Annotated in this window: 10 protein-coding genes; 4 read left to right on the top strand and 6 right to left on the bottom strand. The window is 68.2% G+C overall.

Going from position 1 to position 21,936, the window contains the following annotated elements; all coding sequences use genetic code 11:
* Positions 1–214 precede the first annotated feature (214 nt).
* Genes J2X41_RS06705 through J2X41_RS06695 form a run of 3 tightly spaced genes read left to right on the top strand, consistent with a single transcriptional unit; the run spans position 215 to position 7,103 of the window.
* On the top strand, positions 215–3,937 hold the full coding sequence (locus J2X41_RS06705; RefSeq protein ID WP_310080645.1) for a DUF11 domain-containing protein: 3,723 nt from the start codon (positions 215–217) through the stop codon (positions 3,935–3,937).
* Entirely contained in the window at positions 3,934–5,730 is a 1,797-nt protein-coding gene (locus J2X41_RS06700) for a type I secretion system permease/ATPase (protein ID WP_310080644.1), read from the top strand. The genes J2X41_RS06705 and J2X41_RS06700 overlap by 4 nt, the downstream gene beginning before the upstream one ends.
* The gene (locus tag J2X41_RS06695; protein WP_310080642.1) at positions 5,727–7,103 is read left to right on the top strand and encodes an HlyD family type I secretion periplasmic adaptor subunit; all 1,377 of its coding nucleotides are present in this window, start codon (positions 5,727–5,729) and stop codon (positions 7,101–7,103) included. Before J2X41_RS06700 ends, J2X41_RS06695 begins: the two co-directional genes overlap by 4 nt.
* A gap of 93 nt (positions 7,104–7,196) precedes the next feature.
* Here the strand turns inward: J2X41_RS06695 and J2X41_RS06690 are convergent, their stop codons facing one another.
* From J2X41_RS06690 to J2X41_RS06665, 6 genes are all read right to left on the bottom strand, one after another.
* Positions 7,197–9,401: a beta-glucosidase gene (locus tag J2X41_RS06690; RefSeq protein WP_310080641.1), complete on the bottom strand. Its 2,205-nt coding sequence runs from the start codon at positions 9,399–9,401 to the stop codon at positions 7,197–7,199.
* Positions 9,402–9,791: 390 nt separating this feature from the next.
* Positions 9,792–11,786: a TonB-dependent receptor domain-containing protein gene (locus tag J2X41_RS06685; protein WP_310080639.1), complete on the bottom strand. Its 1,995-nt coding sequence runs from the start codon at positions 11,784–11,786 to the stop codon at positions 9,792–9,794.
* Between the two features lie 195 nt (positions 11,787–11,981).
* Positions 11,982–13,673 (bottom strand): peptide-N4-asparagine amidase, encoded by a 1,692-nt coding sequence (locus J2X41_RS06680; protein ID WP_310080638.1) that lies wholly within the window; start codon positions 13,671–13,673, stop codon positions 11,982–11,984.
* 35 nt (positions 13,674–13,708) lie between these two features.
* The gene (locus tag J2X41_RS06675; protein ID WP_310080636.1) at positions 13,709–16,879 is read right to left on the bottom strand and encodes a TonB-dependent receptor; all 3,171 of its coding nucleotides are present in this window, start codon (positions 16,877–16,879) and stop codon (positions 13,709–13,711) included.
* Between the two features lie 128 nt (positions 16,880–17,007).
* Positions 17,008–17,964 carry a FecR domain-containing protein gene (locus J2X41_RS06670; protein WP_310080634.1) on the bottom strand — a complete coding sequence of 319 codons (957 nt, stop codon included), beginning with the start codon at positions 17,962–17,964 and terminating at the stop codon, positions 17,008–17,010.
* Positions 17,942–18,469, bottom strand: coding sequence for a sigma-70 family RNA polymerase sigma factor (locus J2X41_RS06665; RefSeq protein WP_310080632.1), 528 nt, complete (start codon positions 18,467–18,469; stop codon positions 17,942–17,944). Before J2X41_RS06665 ends, J2X41_RS06670 begins: the two co-directional genes overlap by 23 nt.
* Before the next feature lie 436 nt (positions 18,470–18,905).
* Between J2X41_RS06665 and J2X41_RS06660 the strand changes: the two genes are divergently transcribed.
* The gene (locus J2X41_RS06660) at positions 18,906–21,824 is read left to right on the top strand and encodes a TonB-dependent receptor domain-containing protein (protein WP_310080630.1); all 2,919 of its coding nucleotides are present in this window, start codon (positions 18,906–18,908) and stop codon (positions 21,822–21,824) included.
* The last annotated feature ends 112 nt before the right edge of the window (positions 21,825–21,936 follow it).

Below are 21,936 nucleotides of genomic sequence, written 5' to 3'. Positions count from 1 at the left end.
GTGGCGTTCCGTGGGCGGCGATGGTCGTGGATACATGTAGGGAGCCCTCCCTACTCCCCTTCCAACGTTCAGGAGATGGCGCGCGCGCCTCCGGTATCGACGCCGGGGCCCTTCCCAGCAAGCTCCGACGTCGACGCCGTGACTGAAGCCTTCCTTTGGATCGGCGCCGCCGAGCGGGACCTGCCCGCGCGCGCGGAATGTTCAGGAGCCAGTCATGGCCGACATCGACCTTACTACACCCGGCAGTACCACCACGATCGACGGCGTCATCGTAACCTATGGCGACCCGATCGGATCGGGCACCGGCATCTATTCGCCCTTCCTCGGCATCGACGACAACGATGGCGACGAAAAGGGCTTCAACACCGACGCCACGGGCGTTCTCGACACCGACCAGAGCAAGACTAGCAGCCTGACGTTCAACGACATTCCGGTCAAAATCATCAATGGCGTGGACTATTTCGAGTTCCGGCTCGACCTCAACCAGACCAACGCCAACACCCTGATCTCGCTGACCAGCCTGAAGCTCTATTATTCCTCGGATCCCGCGACGAGCGCGGACTACGTCTCAGCGACCCATGAACTGGATTCCGACTTCACCAAGGTCTTCGACCTGGACGGGAATGGCGACACCCGGCTGCTGCTCGACGCCCACTCGTCCGGCAGCGGCAATGACGACTACGTCTTCTATGTGCCGGTATCGTCGTTCGCCGGCGCCGATTTCAGCACCGACTACATCACCCTGTTCGCCGACTTCGGCACGCCCGGCACCATCTACGCGGCCAATGACGGCTTCGAGGAGTTCAACACCGAGAGGGTGTCGACCATCAACGGCGTCAAGTTCGGCGACACTGACGGCGACGGCGTCAAGGACGCGGGCGAGGTCGGCCTGGCCGGCTGGACCATCTTCATCGACAGCAACGCGAACGGCGTGCTCGACCTGGGCGAACGCTCGACGGTCACCGCCGCCGACGGCACGTTCCAGTTCGCCGGCGTCGGCACGTCCCTGGAGTCGGTGCGCATCGACGAGGTGCTGCAGGCCGGCTGGGTGCAGACCACCGGCGACTATGAGACGGTCGACGTCTCCAGCGTCGGCAACTACAGCGTCCAGATCGGCAACTTCCTGCCCAATCCGGCCCTGAACATCACCAAGGACGCCAGCGTCCCCGGCGGCACGGCCGACTGGGCCGGCGAGGTGATCAGCTACACGATCAGCGTCGCCAATACCGGCAATGTGCCCCTGACCGGGGTGGTCGTGACCGACCCGTTCGTGTCGAATCTGGCCCCGGTGCTGTCCAGCGGCTTCAACAGCGGCGACGTCGACCATGACAACGTCCTCGACCTGACCGAGACCTGGCACTACACGGCCACCCACACGGTCACCCAGGCCGAGATCGATGCTGGCGGCACGATCGGCAACACCGCCACGGCCGACAGCGACCAGACCGGCGCCGACACCGACGACGCCGGCGTGCCTGTCGCCCAGAACCCGGCCCTGAACATCACCAAGGACGCCTCGGTGCCCGGCGGCACGGCCGACACGGCCGGCGAGCTGATCAGCTATACGATCACCGTCGCCAACACCGGCAACATGACGCTCAGCGGTGTGACGGTGACCGATCCGTTCGCGGATGTCGGCTCGATCGCCCGCGGCGCGGATGTGGTGGGCGACAACGACGCCCTGCTCGAAGTCGGCGAAACCTGGGGCTATACAGCGGCCCACACCGTCACCCAGGCCGAGATCGACTCCAACGGCGGCGGCGACGGCCTGTTGCAGAACGTGGCCACGGCGGACTCTAATGAGACCGGCGAGGACACCGACGACGCCAGCGTGCCGGTCGCCCGCAACCCTGCCCTCAACATCACCAAGGACGCCTCGGTGCCTGGGGGTACGGCCGACGCGGCCGGCGAGCTGATCAGCTACACGATCACCGTCGCCAACACCGGCAACACCACCCTGTCCGGCGTGACCGTCACCGACCCGTTCGCGGACGTCGGCTCGATCGTGCGCCGGGCCGACGTGTCGGGCGATAACGACGCCCTGCTCGAAGTCGGCGAAACCTGGGGCTACACGGCGGCTCACACCGTCACCCAGGCGGAGATCGACTCCAACGGCGGCGGCGACGGCCTGCTGCAGAACGTCGCCACGGCGGACTCCAACGAGACCGGCGAGGACACCGACGACGCCAGCGTGCCGGTCGATCAAAGGCCCAGCCTGAACATCACCAAGGACGCCTCGGTGCCCGGTGGTACGGCTGACGCGGCCGGCGAGCTGATCAGCTACACGATCACCGTCGCCAACACCGGCAACACCACCCTAACCGGCGTGACCGTCACCGACCCGTTCGCGGACGTCGGCTCGATCGCCCGCGGCGCGGACGTGGTCGGCGATAACGACGCCCTGCTCGAAGTCGGCGAGACTTGGGGCTATACGGCGGCTCACACCGTCACCCAGGCGGAGATCGACTCCAACGGCGGCGGCGACGGCCTGCTGCAGAACCTCGCCACGGCGGACTCCAACGAGACCGGCGAGGACACCGACGACGCCAGCGTGCCGGTCGAACAGCGTGCTTCGCTGAACATCACCAAGGACGCCTCGGTGCCTGGTGGTACGGCCGATACGGCCAATGAGCTGATCAGCTACACGATCAGCGTCGCCAATACCGGCAATACGAGCCTGACCGGCGTGACGGTCACCGATCCGTTCGCGGACGTCGGTTCGATCGTCCGCGGGGCCGACATCGTCGGCAACAATGACGGCGTGCTGAATGTCGGCGAAACCTGGAGCTACACGGCGGCCCATACCGTCACCCAGGCCGAGCTCGACTCCAACGGCGGCGGCGACGGCCTGCTGCAGAACACCGCCACGGCCGACTCCAACGAGACCGACCCCGACACCGACGACGCCAATGTGCCTGTCGCGCAACGGGCCAGCATCGACATCGAGAAGTATGTGTCGATCGACGGCGGCGCTACCTGGGACGACGCCGACAGTCCGCTGGGGCCGATCGCCACCTCGGGCGCGAGCATCCAGTTCAAGTTCGTGGTCACCAACACCGGCAACGTCACCCTGACCAACACCACGGTCACCGACTCGGTGTTCGACCTGAACGGGGCGGCCCCCGGCACGGCCATGGCCCTGGGCGCGCTGGATGTCGGCGAGACCGACCAGTTCATCATCAACGCCCCGTGGACCGTCGGCCAGCACGTCAACGACGCCACCGCCACAGGAACCTATTCCGGCGGCACGGCGACCGACCATGACCTGGCCTACTACTATGGCCTGATCGACTGCGTCGGCACCCGCACCCCCGGCTTCTGGCTGTCGCCCAACGGCCTGACCTTCTGGGACGGCACGGTCGGCAATGAGACCAAGTCCGGTCCCGAGTTCCCGACCGGCGAGCTGCTGGCCTTCAACAACGGCATCAACGACGGGCCCGACCCGGGCAACAGCAACAAGGAGGAACGCTACATCCTGCTGGGCGACGACAACGGCAACGGGGTCACCGACGCCGGCGAGGACACCCTGCAGATGTCGCTGGCCCTGGCCCTGAAGGTCATCGACGCCTCGATGAAGCCGTCGCAGGACGCCCGCTATGTCCTCGGACGCGACGTGATCGCCGCCTGGCTGAACTTCGAGGCCGGGAACGGGGCCGGCAGTCCCGCCGACCTCAACAGCCCGGCCCACAAGATGGACCTGGCGATCGACTGGCTGCAGCAATATGCCGACGCCAACCATGACGGGATCGCCGACTTCAACGGTCCGGCCATCAAGCAGAACAGCGCGGCATGGCAGGGTTCCGGCGCGGCGCTTCACACCGCCCTGGACGAGTACAACAACCACGGCACGGTCAACGGCGTGTTCTATTCGTGCAGCGCCGACGACCACCTCTTCGTGGAGACCCTGGTCCGCTATCACGAAGACGTGTTGGCATGAGCGGGCGCAGCGCGGCTGGGGAACGAGCGGCTCGGACCCGGAAACAGATCCCTGAGCCGCTCGCCACCGCGCTGCGAACCTGCCGGCGGCACGTGCTGATCGCCGCCGGCTTCAGCGCCCTGGTCAACATCCTCTACCTGGCCCCGACGCTGTATATGCTCCAGATCTACGACAGGGTCCTGCCCACGGGCGGGATCCTGACCCTGGTCTTCCTGACGGTGGCCGTGGTCTTCGCCCTCGCCACCCTGGCCATGCTGGACAGCCTGCGCCAGCGGGTCCTGGTCCGGCTGGGCCTGCGGCTCGACCGCGAACTGGCCGCCGAGGTCCTGGCCCGCCTGACCGGCGGCCTGGACCGAGGGGCGGGGCCGCGACTGCGCCAGGCGATGCGCGAGTTCGACGCCTTCCGCGGCGTGGTCGCCGGCCCGGCCGCCCTGGCCCTGCTGGACGCGCCCTGGACCCCGATCTACCTGGCCCTGTGCTTCATCCTCCACCCGGTGCTGGGCGCGATCTCGGTCTGCGGGGCCCTGGCCCTGCTGGTCCTGGCCATCCTCAACGAGCGGGCCACCCGCGCCAAGCTGGGGGCGCTGCACGAAGCCTCGACCCAGGCCTACGCCGCCCAGGAGGCCATCGCCTCGCAGGGGGGCCTAGTCCGGGCCCTAGGCATGCGCCAGCCGCTGATCGTCCGCCAGCTGATCGAACGCCGCACCGCCGTCGGCCTGCAGGCCGGCGCCCAGTTCACCGGCGGGGTCTATTCGGGCCTGATCCGCTTCCTGCGCCTGACCCTGCAGTCCCTGGCCCTGGGCACGGGCGCCTGGCTGGCCGTGAAGCACGAGATCTCGGCCGGCGGGGTGATCGCCGCCTCGATCCTGCTCAGCCGCAGCCTGGCGCCGATCGAGCAGATCGTCGGCGCCTGGAAGGGCGTGATCCAGGCCCGCGAGGGCTTCAACACCCTGGTCGAGCTGTTCCGCCAGGCCCCGACCCCGATCCCGCGCACCCGGCTGCCCGATCCTCAAGGCCGCCTGCGGGCCGAGCAGGCCAGCGTCCGCACCGCGGACGGGTCCGGCATGATCCTGCGCGGCGTGTCGTTCGACGTGAACCCTGGCGAGATCATCGGCGTGGTCGGGCCCAGCGGGGCCGGCAAGACCACCCTGGCCCGGCTGCTGGTCGGGGCCCTGGCCCCTGACCACGGCTGCATCCGCGTCGACGGCGCCGACCTTGCCGACTGGCAGCAGGAGCGACTGGCCGCCCATATCGGCTACCTGCCGCAGAACTGCGGCCTGTTCGCCGGCACGGTGAAGGAGAACATCGCCCGCTTCGCCAGCATCCTCGAGAGCGACCCGGCCGAGATCGACGCCCGGGCCGTGGCCGCGGCCGTGGCCGCCGGGGCGCACGAGATGATCCTGCGGCTGCCCGACGCCTACGAGACCCAGCTGGGCCCCAACGGCGGCGGCCTCTCGGCCGGCCAGGCCCAGCGCCTGGCCCTGGCCCGGGCCCTGTACGGCGAGCCGCGGATCTTCGTGCTCGACGAGCCCAACTCCAACCTCGACTCCGAGGGCGAGACCGCGCTCGAGCACGCCGTCGCCGCCCAGAAGGCCCGGGGCGCGGCCCTGGTGGTCATCGCCCACCGGCTCAACATCCTGGGCATCGCCGACAAGCTGCTGGTGCTGCGCGAGGGCGTGGTCGACCTCTACGGTCCGCGCCGCGAGGTGCTCAAGGCCCTGGAATCGCGCGTCGCCAGCCTGCCGCGCGCCGCTAACACCGAAGCCGACCTTCGCGCCACGAGGCAGCCATGACCGGTTCGCTGATCCGCTCGACCTATGACGACATCATCCCGGCCGGGGTGCTGGAGGACGACGGTCCCAGCGACGGGACCCGCTGGGAGCTGCGCGTCGGCCTAGCCGCGGCGGGGGCCTTCTTCGTCGGCTTCCTGGGCTGGGCGGCCCTGGCCCCGCTGGACGCCGGCGCCTACGCCCCCGGCGTGGTGGCGGTGTCGGGCAGCCGCCAGGCGGTGCAGCACCGCGAGGGCGGGGTGATCTCGGCCCTGCGCGTGCAGGAGGGCGACGTGGTCCGCCAGGGCCAGGTGCTGGTCGAGATCAATGTCCAGGACATCCGCGCCCAGGAGCGGGCCCTGGCCTCGCGGCTGTTCGCGGTCGAGGCCCAGCGGGCCCGACTGATCGCCGAGCGCGACGGCCTGGCCGAGCCGCCGGTTCCCGTGGCCTTCATCGGCTTGGCGCCCGAGGACAAGCTGCTGGCCGACGAGGCCCTGGCGCTGGAGCGCCGCCAGCTGGCCGCCCGGCGGGGCGCGCGGGACTCCCAGCACGGGGTGCTGGGCGAACGCGCCAGCCAGCTCAGCGAACAGATCCACGGCTATGAGCGCCAGCTGGCCGCCAATCGCGAGCAGCAGCGGCTGATCGGCGAGGAGCTAGAGGGCATGAAGAAGCTGGCCGCCCAGGGCTATGCGCCCCTGACCCGGGTGCGGGCGCTGGAGCGCGCCGCCGCCGACCTGACCGGGGCCGACGGCGCCTTCCGCGCCCAGGCCGCCAGCGCCCGCGAGGGCATCGGCGAGACCCGGATGCAGGCCCTGCAGGGCGACCGCCAGCGGATGGACGAGGTCATCGTCGACCTGCGCGCCGCCGAGGTCGACCTCAACGAGCTGAAGCCCAAGCTGTCGGCGGCCCGCGACCAGCTGTCCCGCGGCATGGTCCGCGCCCCGGCCTCGGGCCAGGTGGTGGGGCTGAAGGTGTTCACGGTCGGCGGCCTGGCCCAGCCCGGCGACACCCTGATGGAGATCGTGCCCCGCCGCGCGCCGCTGGTCATCGAGGCCCGGGTCGCGGCCAACGACGCCGACGACATCCATGTCGGCCAGACCACCGACGTGCGGCTGAGCGCCTTCCACGACCGCCACCTGCCGCTGCTGGAGGGCAAGGTGACCAAGCTGTCAGCCGACGGCTTCACCGACGAGAAGACCGGGGCGCGCTACTTCCGCGCCGAGGTCGCCGTGCCGCCGGAAGAGCTGGCCGCCCTGAAGCAGCCGGGCCGCGAGGCGCCGATGCTGAAGGCCGGCATGCCCGTCGAGGTGGTGGTGCCCCTGCGCAAGCGCACGGCCCTGCAGTACCTGGTCGAGCCGCTGCAGCAGCGCCTGTTCCGATCGTTCCGCGAACAGTGAGCGCCGCGCGCACCGTCTTGCGCGAGGCGTCCACTCCGCAACCGGGGTCCAGGTCGTCTCACTGACGGCCTGGCGCTTCCTGGACGACGAAGGTCAGGGTTTCAGGGTTTCGGCCTTGAGGTTGGCGGCGCCGCGTAGAGCCAGGTCGTTCGACGCGCCGCCGACGCCGACCTGATAGCGGCCGGCGTCGAGCACCCAGCGGTTGACCTTGGCGTCGAAGCGGCCGAGTAGGCGCGCGTCGGCGGTGAGGGCGACGTGACGCGTCTCGCCGGGCTTGAGATCGACCTTGTCGAATCCGATCAGCCGCTGAACCGGCTGGCCGGCCGCATCGGTGAGATAGACCTGCGGCGTGGCCTTCCCCGGACGCTGGCCGGTGTTGGCCACATCGAAGCTCACCGTCAGGGTCGGCCCGCCGGTCACGGTCAGGTTCGCGAAACCGAAAGTCGTGTAGGACAGGCCGTAGCCGAAGGGGAACAGGGGTTTCTCGCCGGTCTTGGCGAAGCGCCGGTAGCCGACCTCCGCCCCCTCGGAATAGACGACGTCGAAGCGCGTCTTTTCCGGTAGTCCCAGGCCTGGCAGTTGAGCGCGCGGATACTGGTCGATGGCGGCCGGAAAGGTCATGGGCAGGCGGCCCGAGGGATTGACCGCGCCGAACAGGACGTCGGCGATCGCCTCGCCGCCCTTGGCGCCCGAATACCAGGCCTCGACGACCGCGCCGGCCTGGCCGAGCCAGGGCATCGACACCGGACCGCCGGTCTGCAGCACCACGACGGTGTTGGGATTGGCGGCCGTGATCGCGGCGATCAGGGCGTCCTGGCCGTCCGGCAGCGACAGGTCGGGAGCATCCTCGCCCTCGCCCATCCATTGGTTGCCGAACACCACCACGATGTCGGCGGCCTTGGCTGCGGCGACCGCGGCGGACACGTAGCGCCCGTCGTCGAAGGTGACCTTGGCGTCCGGCGCGGCCTTGCGGATGGCGGCCAGGGGCGAAGAGCCGTTGAAGTACTCGCTGCGGAACGGCCCCATCATGCCCTCGCCGCCCAGCGGCACCACCCGCTTGGCGCCGCCCGGCGGCACGACCTGGGACGAGCCGCCGCCCGACAGCACGCCGGCGTCCGCGTGACCGCCGATCACGGCGATGGTCTTGGCGGTCCCGGCCAGCGGCAGCAGGCCTTCGCGGTTCTTCAGGAGGACGATGCCCTCGGCGGCCGCGGCGCGGGCCACCTCGGCGTTAGCGGCGTAGTCGATCGCGCCGCCAGGCGCCACCGGCTTTTCGAAAAGGCCCACGGCGAACATCGAACGCAGGATGCGACGACTGGCGTCCGACAGCCGCGCGGCCGGGATCTGCCCCTTCTCGACGGCCTCCTTGAGCGGCGCGCCGAACCAGACCTTGGCGTCCAGCTGTTCACCCGACTGCTGGTCCAGCCCCTTGACGATGTAGTCGGTGGCGTGGACCGCGCCCCAGTCCGACATCACCCAACCCTTGTAGTCCCAATCGCCCTTCAGAACCGTGTTCAACAGGTGGTTGTTGCCACAGCTGTAGTCGCCATTGACCAGGTTGTAGGCGCACATCACCGAACCGGGCTGGCCCTTCTCGATGGCGATCTGGAAGGCCAGCAGGTCGCTTTCGCGGTGCGCGGCTTCATCGATCACAGAATTGGCGAAATGGCGGCTGGTCTCCTGGCCGTTCAGCGCGAAGTGCTTAATTGTCGAAACGATCCCTTGGTCCTGGATGCCCTTGATCGACGCGCCGGCCAGGTTGCCGGCCAGCCAGGGGTCCTCGCCCAGATATTCGAAGTTGCGGCCGTTGCGAGGATCGCGCGCCAGGTTCACGCCGCCGGCCAGCTGGACGTTGAAGCCTTTGGCCCGCGCTTCGCGCCCAACCACCGCCCCGCCCTCATAGGCCAGCTTGGCGTTGAAGGTCGCCGCCAGCGACAGGCCCGACGGCAGCGCCGTGGCGCCGTCGCCCGGCCGCACGCCCAGCGGGTTGGTGACGCCGAGACTGGCGTCGCTTTCCTGCAGGGCTGGCACGCCCAGGCGCGGAACGCCCGGAATGTAGCCGGCCGAGCCGATCGCGCCCTCGGGCTTGGTGATCCCGAAGATCGGCATCGACATCGGCCCATGGACCAAGCCGATGCGCTCGTCCAGGGTCAGCTCCTTCTCCAGCAGCGCCGCGCGTTCGTCCGGCGAGAGCTTCGGATTCATCCAGGACCGGTCGGAGGGCGTGGCGGCATGGGTCGAGGTCGTGGCCGCCAGGACGACGAGGCTCGAGGCGAGCGTGAGGGTGCGAATGATCATGAAATGCCCTGTGTTTCCTCCGGCCCCTCCGGCGGAGGCCTTCCGTCGGGCGGGTTCGAGCGCCGCAACGACAACGTTGTCGTATGAGACTACGACAACGTTGTCTATACCGCCCGCGAAAGACACCGCTGTCGGAAGGGTCGCGGGCTTCAAGCTGGTCAGACGGACGGTGATGTCGGGCTGGCCCATAGCCCCGCCTCGATCGGATCTGAACCTGTTTGGAGACGCCCGTCCGAACGCCGACGGGCCGCTCTGCTGGCTCCTGCCCTCCAGAAGCAAGACGCCCGCACGATGTGGACCTCACATCATACGGGCGTATTGAGCCTTGAAAGCGAGCAGACCGGTTCGCCAGCGATCCCGCCTCGTGGAAGGCGGGATCGCCGCGCCCGGTCAGAACTTGGCGCTGAGCACCAGGCGGACGTCGCGGCCCGGCATGACGACCGAATCCTTATTCAGCGCCGTGGCGTTGCGGATCGTCTCGTCGGCCAGGTTGTGGCCGACGAGCGTCAACGCGATCCCCGGCTTGGCCTTGAACGGCTTCCAGCGGACCTGGGCGTCGACCGAGGTGTAGCCGTCGGTCGCCAGGTCGGCCACGCCGACATGGTCCTGCGACGACACGGCCAGCACCAGGAAACTGGCGTCGACGACGTCGTTGTCCCAGTCGAGACCGCCCCCGAACCGGCCGGGCTGGATGCGCGGCACGTCGCCGCCGCCGCCCGTGAACTTGGCGCGGACATAGTCGCCCAGCACCTGGCCCGACAGCTTGCCGCCGCCCACCGAGGCCAGCGGGAAGAACGCCTTGGCCTCAAGGCCCCAGAAGTTGGCGTCGCGCTGGCCGTAGTTGAGTTCCTTGAGCTCGCCATCGCCGCCAGCCGCGCAGACCCCGTCCTCATCGCACAGGCGCCCGGTCAGCGCGCCGTAGATGTAGTTGTCGAAATGCGCGGCCCAGGCCGAGGCCTCGATACGGCCTTCCGAACCGAGCTTGTAGCGCGCCGTCGCCTCCAGAGAATTGGCGCGCTCGATCTTCAGCTCCGGATCGCCGGTCTCGAACGTCGCCGGGCCGTCGTGCGGCCCCCGGGCGAACAGTTCGGTCTGGGCCGGCGCCCGCGCCGCCGAGGCGACCGTCAGGCCCAGGCGCAGGGCGTCGGAAGCGTCGTAGGTGAAGCCGCCCGACAGGCTGAAGGGCGTGAAGTCGCGGCTCGTCTCGATCCCCGTGGCCGGCGTGCCGTCGATCTTCACACGCTCGACGCGCGCCGCCCCCTGGAACTGCAGGGCTCCGATCGGGGCCTCCACGAAGGCGAAGGCCGCGGCGCTCTGGGTGTGGGTGGGCAGCAGATAGTCGGCCCCCTCGCCCAGGGCGCTGAACTTGCGGTCCTGGAACTGGACGCCGAGCGCCGAGGCCGAGAGCGGCCCGGTGGCGCCGAACAGCGCTTCGGCGCGGCCGTCCCACTCCTTGTTGTTGAAGGTCGACAGGACCGCATTGGTCTCGGGATCGATCTCGCTGTGGGTATAGTCGGCGTAGCCGGCATCGACGTTGATCCGCTGCAGCAGGCCTTGGCCGAACTTGAACGACCCGCCCACGGCGCCCTTGTCCTGCTTCATGCGGATGAAGGTGTCGTCGGACGGAATGCCGTAGCGCGCTTCGTAGTGCGTGCCGCTGGCGCCGACGCGGCTGTCGTCGCCGAAGAAGTAGGACGCGCCGCCGGAATAGCCGTTGCCGCGGAAGAACGAGTTGGGCTGCACGCCGTCGGGCGTGTCGTAGTTGCTGGCCCGACGACCGAAGCCGTCCAGGTGGACCGCGAACGGCCCCTGCCCCGCATCAAGGCTGACCGTGCCCTCGCCCGTCGCCGAACTGGTGGAATAGGCCGCCGTCGTTTCGCCCTCGATCCCGTCGATCGGCTTGAGCGGGATGCGGTTGTTGATGACGTTGACCACGCCGCCGATCGCCTGGCTGCCGTAGCGCAGGGTGGCCGCGCCGCGGACCACTTCGATCTGCTGCGCCGCCAGCGGATCGATCGGCACGCCGTGGTCGGGCCCGACGTCCGAGACGTCCGAACTGGACAGGCCGTTCTCGGCCAGCTTCACGCGCTGGGCGTCCATGCCGCGGATGACTGGACGGCTGGCGCCGGCCGCGAAGCCCGTCCCGGCCACGCCAGGCACGTTGCGCAGGGCGTCGGCCAGGCTGGCCCCGCCGTTGCTCAGAACCTGGTCACGGCTCACCTGCTCGACGATCGTCGCGAAGCGATCGGGGTCACCCGCCAGGGGGGAAGCGGTAATCACCACCTCGGACACCGAATGGCCTAGATCCTGGGCTCCGGCTTGGCTGGCGCAGGCCAACAGACCCCCGGCTCCGGCCGCCGCCAGCAACATCGTACGCAGTCGCATTTGACCCTCATGAAAGAATGCTCCCGCCTCTATTATGTTATACCGTAACGCTCTCCAAGCAAATTCTTGGGGCCATGAAAATGGCGGGTCTCGACGCCGTCGGCCGACGGCCGCCGATGTCAGCGGCCTCGGCCAGACGCCGTCGCGGAGTCTCAGGTCCGCTTCATGCGAGACGCCCGGTCGCGATCCTTCGGGTCAGCATCCGTCCCGCGCCGTGACCACGGCGTTGTCCTTCACGACGACGGTGCGGCCGTAGCAACCGATGGCGCTGTCCTCGAGCCGATATCGCTGGACCGATGATCCCGAAGCGTTCTGGAAGCGCCGGGCTGCGCGGTTGAACTGGCCATGGGCGGTGGGCGCGACGTGGTTGCTGAGCGCGCGGGTCCAGACCCGACCATCCGAAGCGACTTCGCGCTCGGTCCGGCCCAAGGTCAGATCGACAGTGGCGGTCTGGTCGGTCCCGTCGACCGTGACCGTCTCCTGGGTGACGGTGCTCAACGGGTAGGACAGGACTTCCCGACGGGTGGCGGTTCCGGACGGGTCGGTGCGCCGCGTGTCGACCCGCAGGCGCGTCAGTTGTCGCATCCGCCCGATCTGGACCTTGTCGTTGGAGACGTAGTCCTGGCGGTTCGAGAACGACATGGCGTAGCGTACCCGGGTGGCGACTTCGCCGTGGGAGGTCTGGAGGACGCCCGCCACTTCCCCGTCCTGGACCAGGCGCGTGTCGATCCGCCCATTGAGGCCCTGCTTGTCGGCCTTCACGCGACGAGCGTCCGTGGTCTCGCGCGGCGCGGTCAGGGTGTTGCGCACCAGCCGTCCCCGGGTCGAGCTGGCCCCGGCGTCACGCCAGACCAGCAGGCTGGCGGTGACCAGGTAGTAGTTGCGCACGCCAGGGACAGAAACCTCGATGCGATGCGGCCGGCCATCGTTCACCACGCCGGCGAACGGCGTCAGGTCGATCCGGGACGGCGTGAAGTTCAAGGTCTCCGGCGCGGGGACGGGGAACCATAGGTACGGATTGATCCCGCCCGTGAAGATCCAGGGAAACAGCGAGGCCAAGCCGGCGCGTTGGCCGTCGATGAACACCTCCACCTGTCGGAAGGCCCCGCCCCCGCATCGGCCTTCCTTGTCGGAAGCCAGGACGTCGGGAACGCAGTCGTACCAGAACTCGTCGTCGGCCTGCCCTTGGGCGATGACGTCCAGCGCCAGGTGCTCGACATTGGTCGGCAACACCACGGTCCGCGCCAGGCGGTCGTTGTCCTTGGTGAGCTTGGCCAAGCCGTTGGAGATCGGCTGCACGAGCTGCGGCGCGGCCGGGGGCGACGTCGAGGCTGCGGCGGGATAGAACAGCAGACGCGCGCTGGCGGTCAGACGTCCGGTGTAGGTTTCGTTAACGACATTGGCGATCAGCACCTCGCCGGCGCCCGGCTGGGTTAGCAGAGCGGCGTAGTCGCTCACGTCCCGCTCCACATGCCAGGCCGGCGCGATGGCCTTTCGTGGCTCCATCGTGGTGCCGTAATAGAGGTTCACGCCGCCCAGGTGGATGATGGCGGTGCGGTCGAACTGCCGGCCGGCGCTGACGTCGAAATCGGCTTCCAGCACGACCTTGGCCCAGGGGCCGCGACAGCCGGCGGGCGGCGCGTAGGCGAAAGCGACCGGCTCCACGCCCTCGAATTGCCGTGGGGCGAACAGCGGCGCGACGCAGGGCTCTCCGGGCGGCCGCGGAACGCGCGGCTCGACATCGGCGACTGTGTTGACGCCCAAGGCCGGCAGCGGCGGGGCGGCGAAACCCGCCGGAACGGCGCCTTGCGCCCAAGCGACTGTGATGGGCGCCGCAAGCCCAAGCGCGATGGCGATTATGGAGATAAAGGGACGATGACGCGTCATGACAGAACTCAAGGAAAGGATGGAAAAGAGCCGGCCTAGAAGCCTAGGCTGAAGGCGAGATGCAGGTCGCGCCCCAGCGGGTCGTAGGTTCCGGTGTAGGTGTTGGGGTTGTTGGTGGTGCCGTCCACGAAGGTCGACGGAACGACCGGCGGGGTCCTGTCGAACAGGTTGTTGGCCACCACGCGCACGGTCAGGCCTGGGCGCAGCCGCACCGAGACCCCGAGGTCGATATAGTCGTAGGCCTCGAGCCTGGTGAACGGCCCATAGGCGTAGGGCGTCGCGCCCGCGTTGATCGTCGGATCGGCGCTGTTGGCGGCCAGCCGCGTCGGGCCGATGTGGCGCCAGGTCAGGGCCACGACCGCCTCGCGCCAAGGCGGCCGCCAGGTGACGCCGAGGTTATGGCGCCAAAGCGGCTGGGGCGCGTAGCACTGGGGCGGCCCGAAATAGCCGGCGCAGTTGTGCAGGGGATCGTCCGGCGCGCTCTTGCCGCCGGTGGTGACCAGCCGCACCCCCGTCAGGTCGAAGCCAAGCCGACCGAGCGCGCCCAGCGACAGGTCGTAGCTCGCCTGGACGTCGACGCCCTCGTTGATCAGCAGGGCGGTGTTCTGGGCGCCGGCGGCGATGTACCCGCCGGTCGCCGGGCTGCCGAACAGGCCGCCCGTGTCGGCTGCGCGGTGCACGAACTGGCAGTAGTAGTCCCCGCCCTTGTCCAGGCAGTTCCGGAACACGTTGTCGGCCAGGATCGGTCCGATGTAGCCCTTCACCGCGATCCGGTAGTAGTCGGCCGACAGGCTGAAGCCCGGCAGGGCTCGGGGCGTATAGACCAGGCCGATGGTCCGGGTCCTGGCGTTCTCGGCGCGCAGGCTCCGGTTCCCGTTGCCGCCATAGGTCTGGCACAGATGGTCGGGGCAATCGGGGATGTGGCCGTACTGGGCGGCCGTCACGCCGGTCCGCTGGCAGGCGACGAGGCTGGCCGTGGGAGAAGCGCCCGAGCAGGGATCCGACAGACCGACCACGCCGTAGCTCGAGCCGGTATAGAGCTCGGAGATGTTCGGCGCCCGGGCGGCCTTGTTCAGGCTGGCGCGGACCAGCCAGTCGCGCGTGGGCTGATACTGCAGCTCGTATTTTCGGGTGGCCAGAAGGTCGTCGTCGGTATCGTACTTGGAATATCGAACGCCCGCATTGACCTCCAGGCGTTCGACTCCGCGCCGTCCCTCGGCGATCGGCGCCTGCATCTCGCCATAGATCTCATAGACCGACTGCCGGCCGCGTAACGGCGGGCTCAACTGCTCGAAGGCCAGTGTCGCCGCATCGATTTTCTGCTTGAGGGAGTCCGCCCGATATTCGAGGCCAAGCGCCACGGCGAGGCCCCGGTTGGCCCACGGACTCTTCGCGCCATAGCCGGTCAGGTCCCCCGACAGGTTGGCGACAAGATCCGTCTGGCCATAATGGTTGGCCCAGACATAGTCGCGATAAGCGTAGGCGTAGAAGCGCGGATCCAATCCGTTCTGCCGGAAGATGTCGGCTGGCACGCAGGCCGGATCGACGCCGCTGAGCTTGGCGACGCAGGTCGGGGCTCCATCGACCAGTTCGACGTTCAGGGCGTTGTTGAGCCGGACCGGGTCGATCTCGTTGCTGTCGGACAGCGAGCTGAACACCACCGAGCGGATCGCCGACAGGTCGTAGCGCCAATGCTCGAACACCTCGCCGCCGACGCCCAGACTGATCCGGTAGTCCTGGTTGATCGCCTCGGCGCGTAGCGGCCGGGTGGCGGGACCGCTCATGATCGCGGTGTATGCGGTGGAGACCAACTGGCTCGATCCGGCCGCCGGACCGCAGAGCAACGCCGCCTGGCTGGCCGACAGGAACGGGTTGCGGCAGTTGATCTGGAAGCCGCCCGTCGGGACGTCGGCGGTGTTGATGTAGGGGTAGAACTGGCTGTAGGTCGCGTCCTTCATGTAGAGCAGGCTGGCGTGGAATTCGGCGGCCTCGGAGGCCTTGAAATTCATGAAGGCGCCCGCCGATCGGCGCTCGTCGGACCTCATGAAGTTGAAGCTCTCGCGGGTGTTGGTCGCGTAGAGGTCGCCGTCGGCTTCCGGCGCGAACACGCCGTCCGCGCCGGTGTAGAAGACCTGCCCCGCCGAGGGACCGGTGATCGGCCGAAACCGGCCGTGGTGCGTGTAGAGCGTGCTGACCGCGCAGGATGGCCCGCCGTCGGTCTCGGCCGCGACGATCCGGCAGGCGGAGAAGTCGCGGTCCTTCCACTGGACGGGATCCTGGCTGCGGTAGGCGCCGAAAAGCGCGATCTCGCCGCGCCCTCCCGCGAACCGCGTCCCCGCCGCGATCGTCAAATCCTTGCGGACGCCGTCGGTCTTGCGCCAAGCCGGGGTCTTCACATTGGCGAAGCGGGCGGCCACGCCGCGAACCGCGACATCGTCGTTGGCGTGCTGGTAGACGCTGTAGCCGCCGTCGATCCGGACGCCCTCGAAATCGCGATCCAGCACGAAGTTGGCGACCCCGGCCACCGCGTCCGAGCCGTAGGCGGTCGAGGCGCCGCCGGTCAGGATGTCGATGCGCTTGACCAGGGCGGCCGGTATGATGTTGAGGTCGACCGCCTGCACGGGCGCCAGGCGTTCGCCATCCAGCAGGATCAGGGTCCTTTGATGACCCAGGTTGCGAAGGTTGATCTGGGCCCGGCCGTCGGCGTCCGAGCCGTTGGTGAACTGCGTCGTGTCGGCGCGCGCCTCGGGCAGCCGGTTGATCGCCTCCTCCAGATTAAGCACGCCGCCCAGGCGCAGGTCTGCCTGGGACAGGGTCGTCACCGGCGCGGCCGCGGCGGTGTTGGCCCGACGGATGCGCGTGCCCGTCACCACCAACGCGTCGATGGGCGATGGCGTGACCAGTTCGGGCGGCGCGCCTAGCGGGACTGCCACGGGCTTCACCGGCGGAGCCCTGGCCTCCTGGGTGACGACATAGATCCCCGGCGCTAGCCGACGCGCCCGCAAACCCGTGCCTTTCAGCATCAGTTCCAGCCCCTCGCCGACGTCGAAGGCGCCGTTCACGGCGTTGGTGCGCTTGCCTCTGGCCGCGGCGGCGGACAGCACCAGTTGCACATCCGCCTGGCGGGCGAATTCCGTCGCGGCCGGTCCGGCGTCCTGGGCCTTGATGTGGAAGGTCTTCACGCCCGCCAGGGCCGGCTGGGCCAACCCCGCCCCGATCGCGACCAGGCAGACCAGAAGGCGTCGCCGGCGCCCAGGCGAAGACCACGTTTTCGACCCGGAGCAAGGCGATGCGCCCGCACCCTGCGCGACATCTTCGGGAACGGTCGGCGCGGCTATGATGTACGCCTCCGACCCAGGATGATTTCGCTGTCGCGGACCTCGACCTCGACGCCCAGGCTGGCGCCGACCGCCGCGGCAAACGCGTCCGGACCGCCCGTGTTGAAGGCGCCATAGAGCCGCTCGCTGGCGATGCCCGGATCGGCGATAACCAGCTTGCGGTCGTTGTAGCGATTGAAATCGGCCACCGCCTCGCCCAGGGTCTCGCCGGCCAGGTCGATCTTTCCGTAACGCCATTCCAGCTTTCGATCGACGGCTTCGGGCCCGGCGAGCGCCGGCCGAACGACGGCGGTCGCGTCGACGAAGGCGCTCTGCCCGGCCTTCAGGCGGGCGGGGGGACGGGTCGCCCCCTCGGCCCAGACCTCGACGACCCCCTCGGTGACCAGGACGTCGGCGCCGTTCGCCCGTCGCCGCACCGAGAAAGCCGTGCCGACGGCGCGCACGCGGACCGAGCCGGCCTCGACCACGAACGGCCGCTGGACGTCGTGAGCGACCTGGAACCAGGCCTCGCCCTCCTGCAGACGAACCGTGCGCTGCGTCCGCCGGAAAGCCACCTCCACAGCCGAGGCGGTGTTGATGGCGACGGCCGAGCCGTCCCCCAACGGCACGCGGCGAACCTCGCCGAGGCCGGTGCTGAATCGCTCCTCGCGCAGGATCAGGACCCCGGCCCCGACCATCGCCGCCGCGATCGCTCCGCCCGCGCCGGCCAGCAGCGCGCGGCGCGACACTGGCCGCGCAGGCCTGGCGAGCGGCCGCGACCCGGTTTCCCGCGCCCGGTCCAGCAAGGTCCAGACCGACTCGGCCTTCAGGAAGGCGCCGCGGCGGCGCGCGTCGCCCTCGAGCCAGGCCTCGAGCTGAGCTTCCAGTTCCGGGGCGCGGCCGTCGCGGTCCAATCGCCAGACCCATCGGGCGGCTTCCGCCTCGATATCCTCAGCCTTTTCGCGATCGGTCATTCGTCTTTCTCATCCGGTCGCCGCGCAAGTCGGCGCCCTCTTCCTCAAGCGCGCGCATGATCAAGCGCATGCCTTTGACCGCCTCGTTCTCGACGGCGCTTTCGCTGATGCCCAGCCGTCGAGCGATTTCACGTTGCGGCACGCCCAGCACCTTTCGCAATTCGAATACCCGCCGGCAGCGTTCCGGCAAAGCTTGGATCAGGGCCTGCACCCTGGACAGTTCGCGACGCGCGGCCGTGGCCTGTTCGGGTGAAGGCTCATCTGAACAGACGGACAGCGCTTCGATTTCCGTAACCGCCTCGATGCGAACCACCTTGGCGCGCCGCAGCTTGTCGGTGAGCAGGTTGCGAACCACCTGGAAGAAATAGCCGTCCGGGCTCTCGATCTGGTCGACCTGCTGCAAGCCGACCAGCTTGGCGTAGGCCTCCTGCATCAGGTCGTCGATCTCGTCGGCGGGCACGCGCGCGCGACGCAACCAGGCGCGCACCCCCGCCTCGTGCGGCATGACCTGCTCGGCGACCCATCTGACGATGTGTTCCCGATTGGACGTCACGGCGCGCCCTGCCTCGAAAGGCCGAGCAGCGGCCGTGCGGGCGACGCCGTAGATTTTGGCGCGGTCTGGTCGATCATCGGGAGGGGCGACTCTGAGGCAAGCGGCGCTATTAGGGGCGCCCTCAGGGGGCGACGAGTCAAGAACACTGTCCGCCCTCCCCTTTTTCGCCCCTGCCTTTGGAAGGTGCAGCGAACCGCCAATTTCGAGGCCGCCCAACGGCGGCGCCGGCGGCGGACAAGGATTGTCGTGAAAATCACATAAATTCGTCAATTCGCCCAAGGAACCGCAGCGGGCGTCCGTCTTGACCTCTAGGGGACGCCGGGAATTCACCCGCGCCTAGGGGTCTATCAAGATGGTTGGCAAATCTGCTCGGTTCAAAGCGGGACTCATGGCGTCGATCGCCATGTCGGCCCTGGCCTTCTCCCAGGCGGCACAGGCCCAACAGGCCGAAACGAAGGCCGACAAGGGCGACACGGTCGAGGCGGTCATCGTCACCGGCACGCGCATCCGCCGCCCGAACGCCCAGTCGGCGGCGCCGATCGTCAGCATGGACAAGCAGGAACTGCAGTTCCAGGGCGTGGTGAACATCGAGGACGCCCTCAACCGCCTTCCGCAGGTTCGGGCCGACAACAACCAGTTCGGCGCTGGCTTCGACAATGGCGGTCAGGCCAAGGTCAACCTGCGCCGGCTGGGCAACCAGCGCACGCTGGTCCTGCTGGACGGCGAGCGCCTGCTGCCCGTGCAGGCCATCGACCTCAACATCGTGCCGGTGGCCCTGATCTCGCGCGTCGACGTGCTGTCGGGCGGCGCGTCCTCGACCTACGGCTCGGACGCCGTGGCCGGCGTGGTCAACTTCGTGCTGAACAAGAAGTTCGACGGCGTGCAGGTCAACTCGTCCTACAGCTTCTACCAGCACACCAACGACAACACCGCCATGCGGTCGCTGATCTCGCAGTATCCGAACTTTCCGCTACCCTCGAAGCACGTGACAGACGGCGGCCGGTGGAACATCAATTTCGCCGCCGGCAAGAATTTCGCCGACGGCGACGGCAATATCAGCGTCTTCGCCGACTATCGCGACCAGAAGCCGGTGAAGTGGCGTGAACGCGACTATTCATCCTGCCGGGTGGCCAACACCACCACCGCGCTGTCGTGCTCGGTCAACACCAGCTACACGCCCTGGGGCCGCCTCGACACCGCCAACAACGGCTACTATGTCAACAAGGACGGCACCCAGAGCTTCGTCTCGACCGCCAATTCCTCCGACTACGCCAGCAACACCCGCAAGGATTGGAATTTCATCCGCGCCGACAAGCGATTCACCGGCGGCCTGTTCGCCAACTATCGCTTCAACGACGCGCTCGAGGTCTACAGCAACCTGCTGGTGATGCGCGACGTCTCCATCGAGCAGCAGTCCGGCGCCTTCGATCAGGACGTCAGCATCAATTGCAGCAATCCCTTCCTGTCGGCCAGTCAGGCTCAGAGCCTCTGCGGCGGGGCGGCCGGCAGTTCGAGCGTCGTCGGCGCTCATTACTATCTGCTGCAGGAAGGACCGGGCAGCACGCCGGTTCGCAACCGCATCGTCAATGCCGACTATCGGGTCAGCGCCGGCGCGAAGGGCGACCTGTTCGACGGCTGGCACTATGACGTCAACTTCATCGCCTCGCGGGTCGAGAACACGCTGTCCGATCGCAACGAGATCAACAGCACGCGCTTCGCCAACGCCGTGAACGTCGTCAACGTCAACGGCACGCCGACCTGTCAGTCGGTGGTCGACAAGACCGACACCAACTGCGTCGCCGCCAACATCTTCCAGGCCAACAAGATCGACCCCAAGGTCTATCCGTACATCTATGACAACTATCGCTGGACGAACGTCGTCGAGCAGCGGGACGTGACGGCCAACATCGCCGGCGACCTGGGCCAATACGGGATCAAGAGCCCGTGGGCCAACGAAGGCGTCGCCGTCGCCCTGGGCGGCGAGTACCGCCGCGAAAGCCTGAAGGTCGTCGCCGACCAGGCGACCATCGATTACGAGGGCTGGTTCAGCACCACCGGCGGCCACTACGGCGTCAAGGAAGTCTATGGCGAGGCGCAGCTGCCGATCGCCAACGACCTGCCGCTGGTCAAGAGCCTGGTGTTCAACACCGGCGGCCGCGCGTCCAAGTACGACAATCAGAAGAAGGAACTCTACACCTACAAGGTCGAAGGCCTCTATCGCCCGGTCAGCGATGTTCTCGTGCGGTTCAGCTACAACACGGCCGCCCGCGCCCCGAACATCTCCGAGCTCTATTCGCCGCGGAACTTCAGCTACAACGGCGTCGATCCCTGCTCGACGACCTCGCTCAGCCAGCCCGGCGCGGCGACGGCGGCCCAGTGCGCCAACACCGGCGTCACCGCCGCCCAATACGCCAACAAGTCGATCCAGGACTGCGGCGCCGACGGCTGCCGCCGCTATGCCGGCGGCGGCAATATCAACCTGCTGCCCGAGAAGGCCATCACCCAGACCCTGGGCCTGGTCTACACGCCGTCGGCCGTGCCCGGTCTGCTGATCTCGATCGACCACGTCGACATCAAGGTTAAGGACTTCATCGGCTATATCGACGCCAATGTCGCCCTGTCGAACTGCCTGACCACCGGCCTCCAATACTACTGCCGCTTCGTCAAGCGCGACCCGACGACCGGGCGTCTGGACGGCACCTCGCCGACCACCGGCTTCATCTCCGGCGGCACCGAGAACACCAACATCCTCAACTACAAGGCCGACGACTTCCAGGTCAGCTACAACTTCGACATCGGCAAGTACGGCCGCATGGACCTGAGCATGATCGGCACGCTGCTGATCAACAGCAAGGGCCAGGATTCGCCGACCACCCCGGTTCAGGACTGCGCGGGCTACTACGGCCAGCCCAGCTGCTACGCCCCGGCCCCCAAGTGGGCGCATAACGCGCGCGCCACCTGGAGCACGCCGTGGCGCAACAGCAACATCTCGCTCGCTTGGCGCTATATCGGCGACACCAAGCTTTCGGCCAACAGCACCGACAACGCCCTGAACGGCGGCGCCGGTCCGCAGGGCTACAAGATCCTGACCAAGATGAAGGCCTACAGCTATTTCGACCTGGCGGCGTCGGTGATGGTGATCAAGGACATGACGGCGCGGATCGCGATCAACAACCTGTTCGACAAGTCGCCCCCCGTCGTCCCCGCGACCTTCGTCGACGGCACCACCAACAATCCCAACACCTATACGGGTCTCTATGATCCGCTGGGCCGGGCTGTGAACATCAGCCTGCAATACAACTTCTGAGGTGAGCGAGCCGCGTCGTCCCAGGACGACGCGGCTCGTGCCTGACGTCAGCAAGCATCTGTCTGCAAGCCGTTTCTTCACGCGAGCCGGAACGGGTTTCGCGTGAAGAAAC

The organism is Caulobacter sp. BE254 (assembly GCF_031457295.1).
Lineage (GTDB): Bacteria > Pseudomonadota > Alphaproteobacteria > Caulobacterales > Caulobacteraceae > Caulobacter.
The sequence above is the reverse complement of the archived record's forward strand: the minus strand, read 5'-3'. Positions and strand labels throughout refer to the sequence as shown.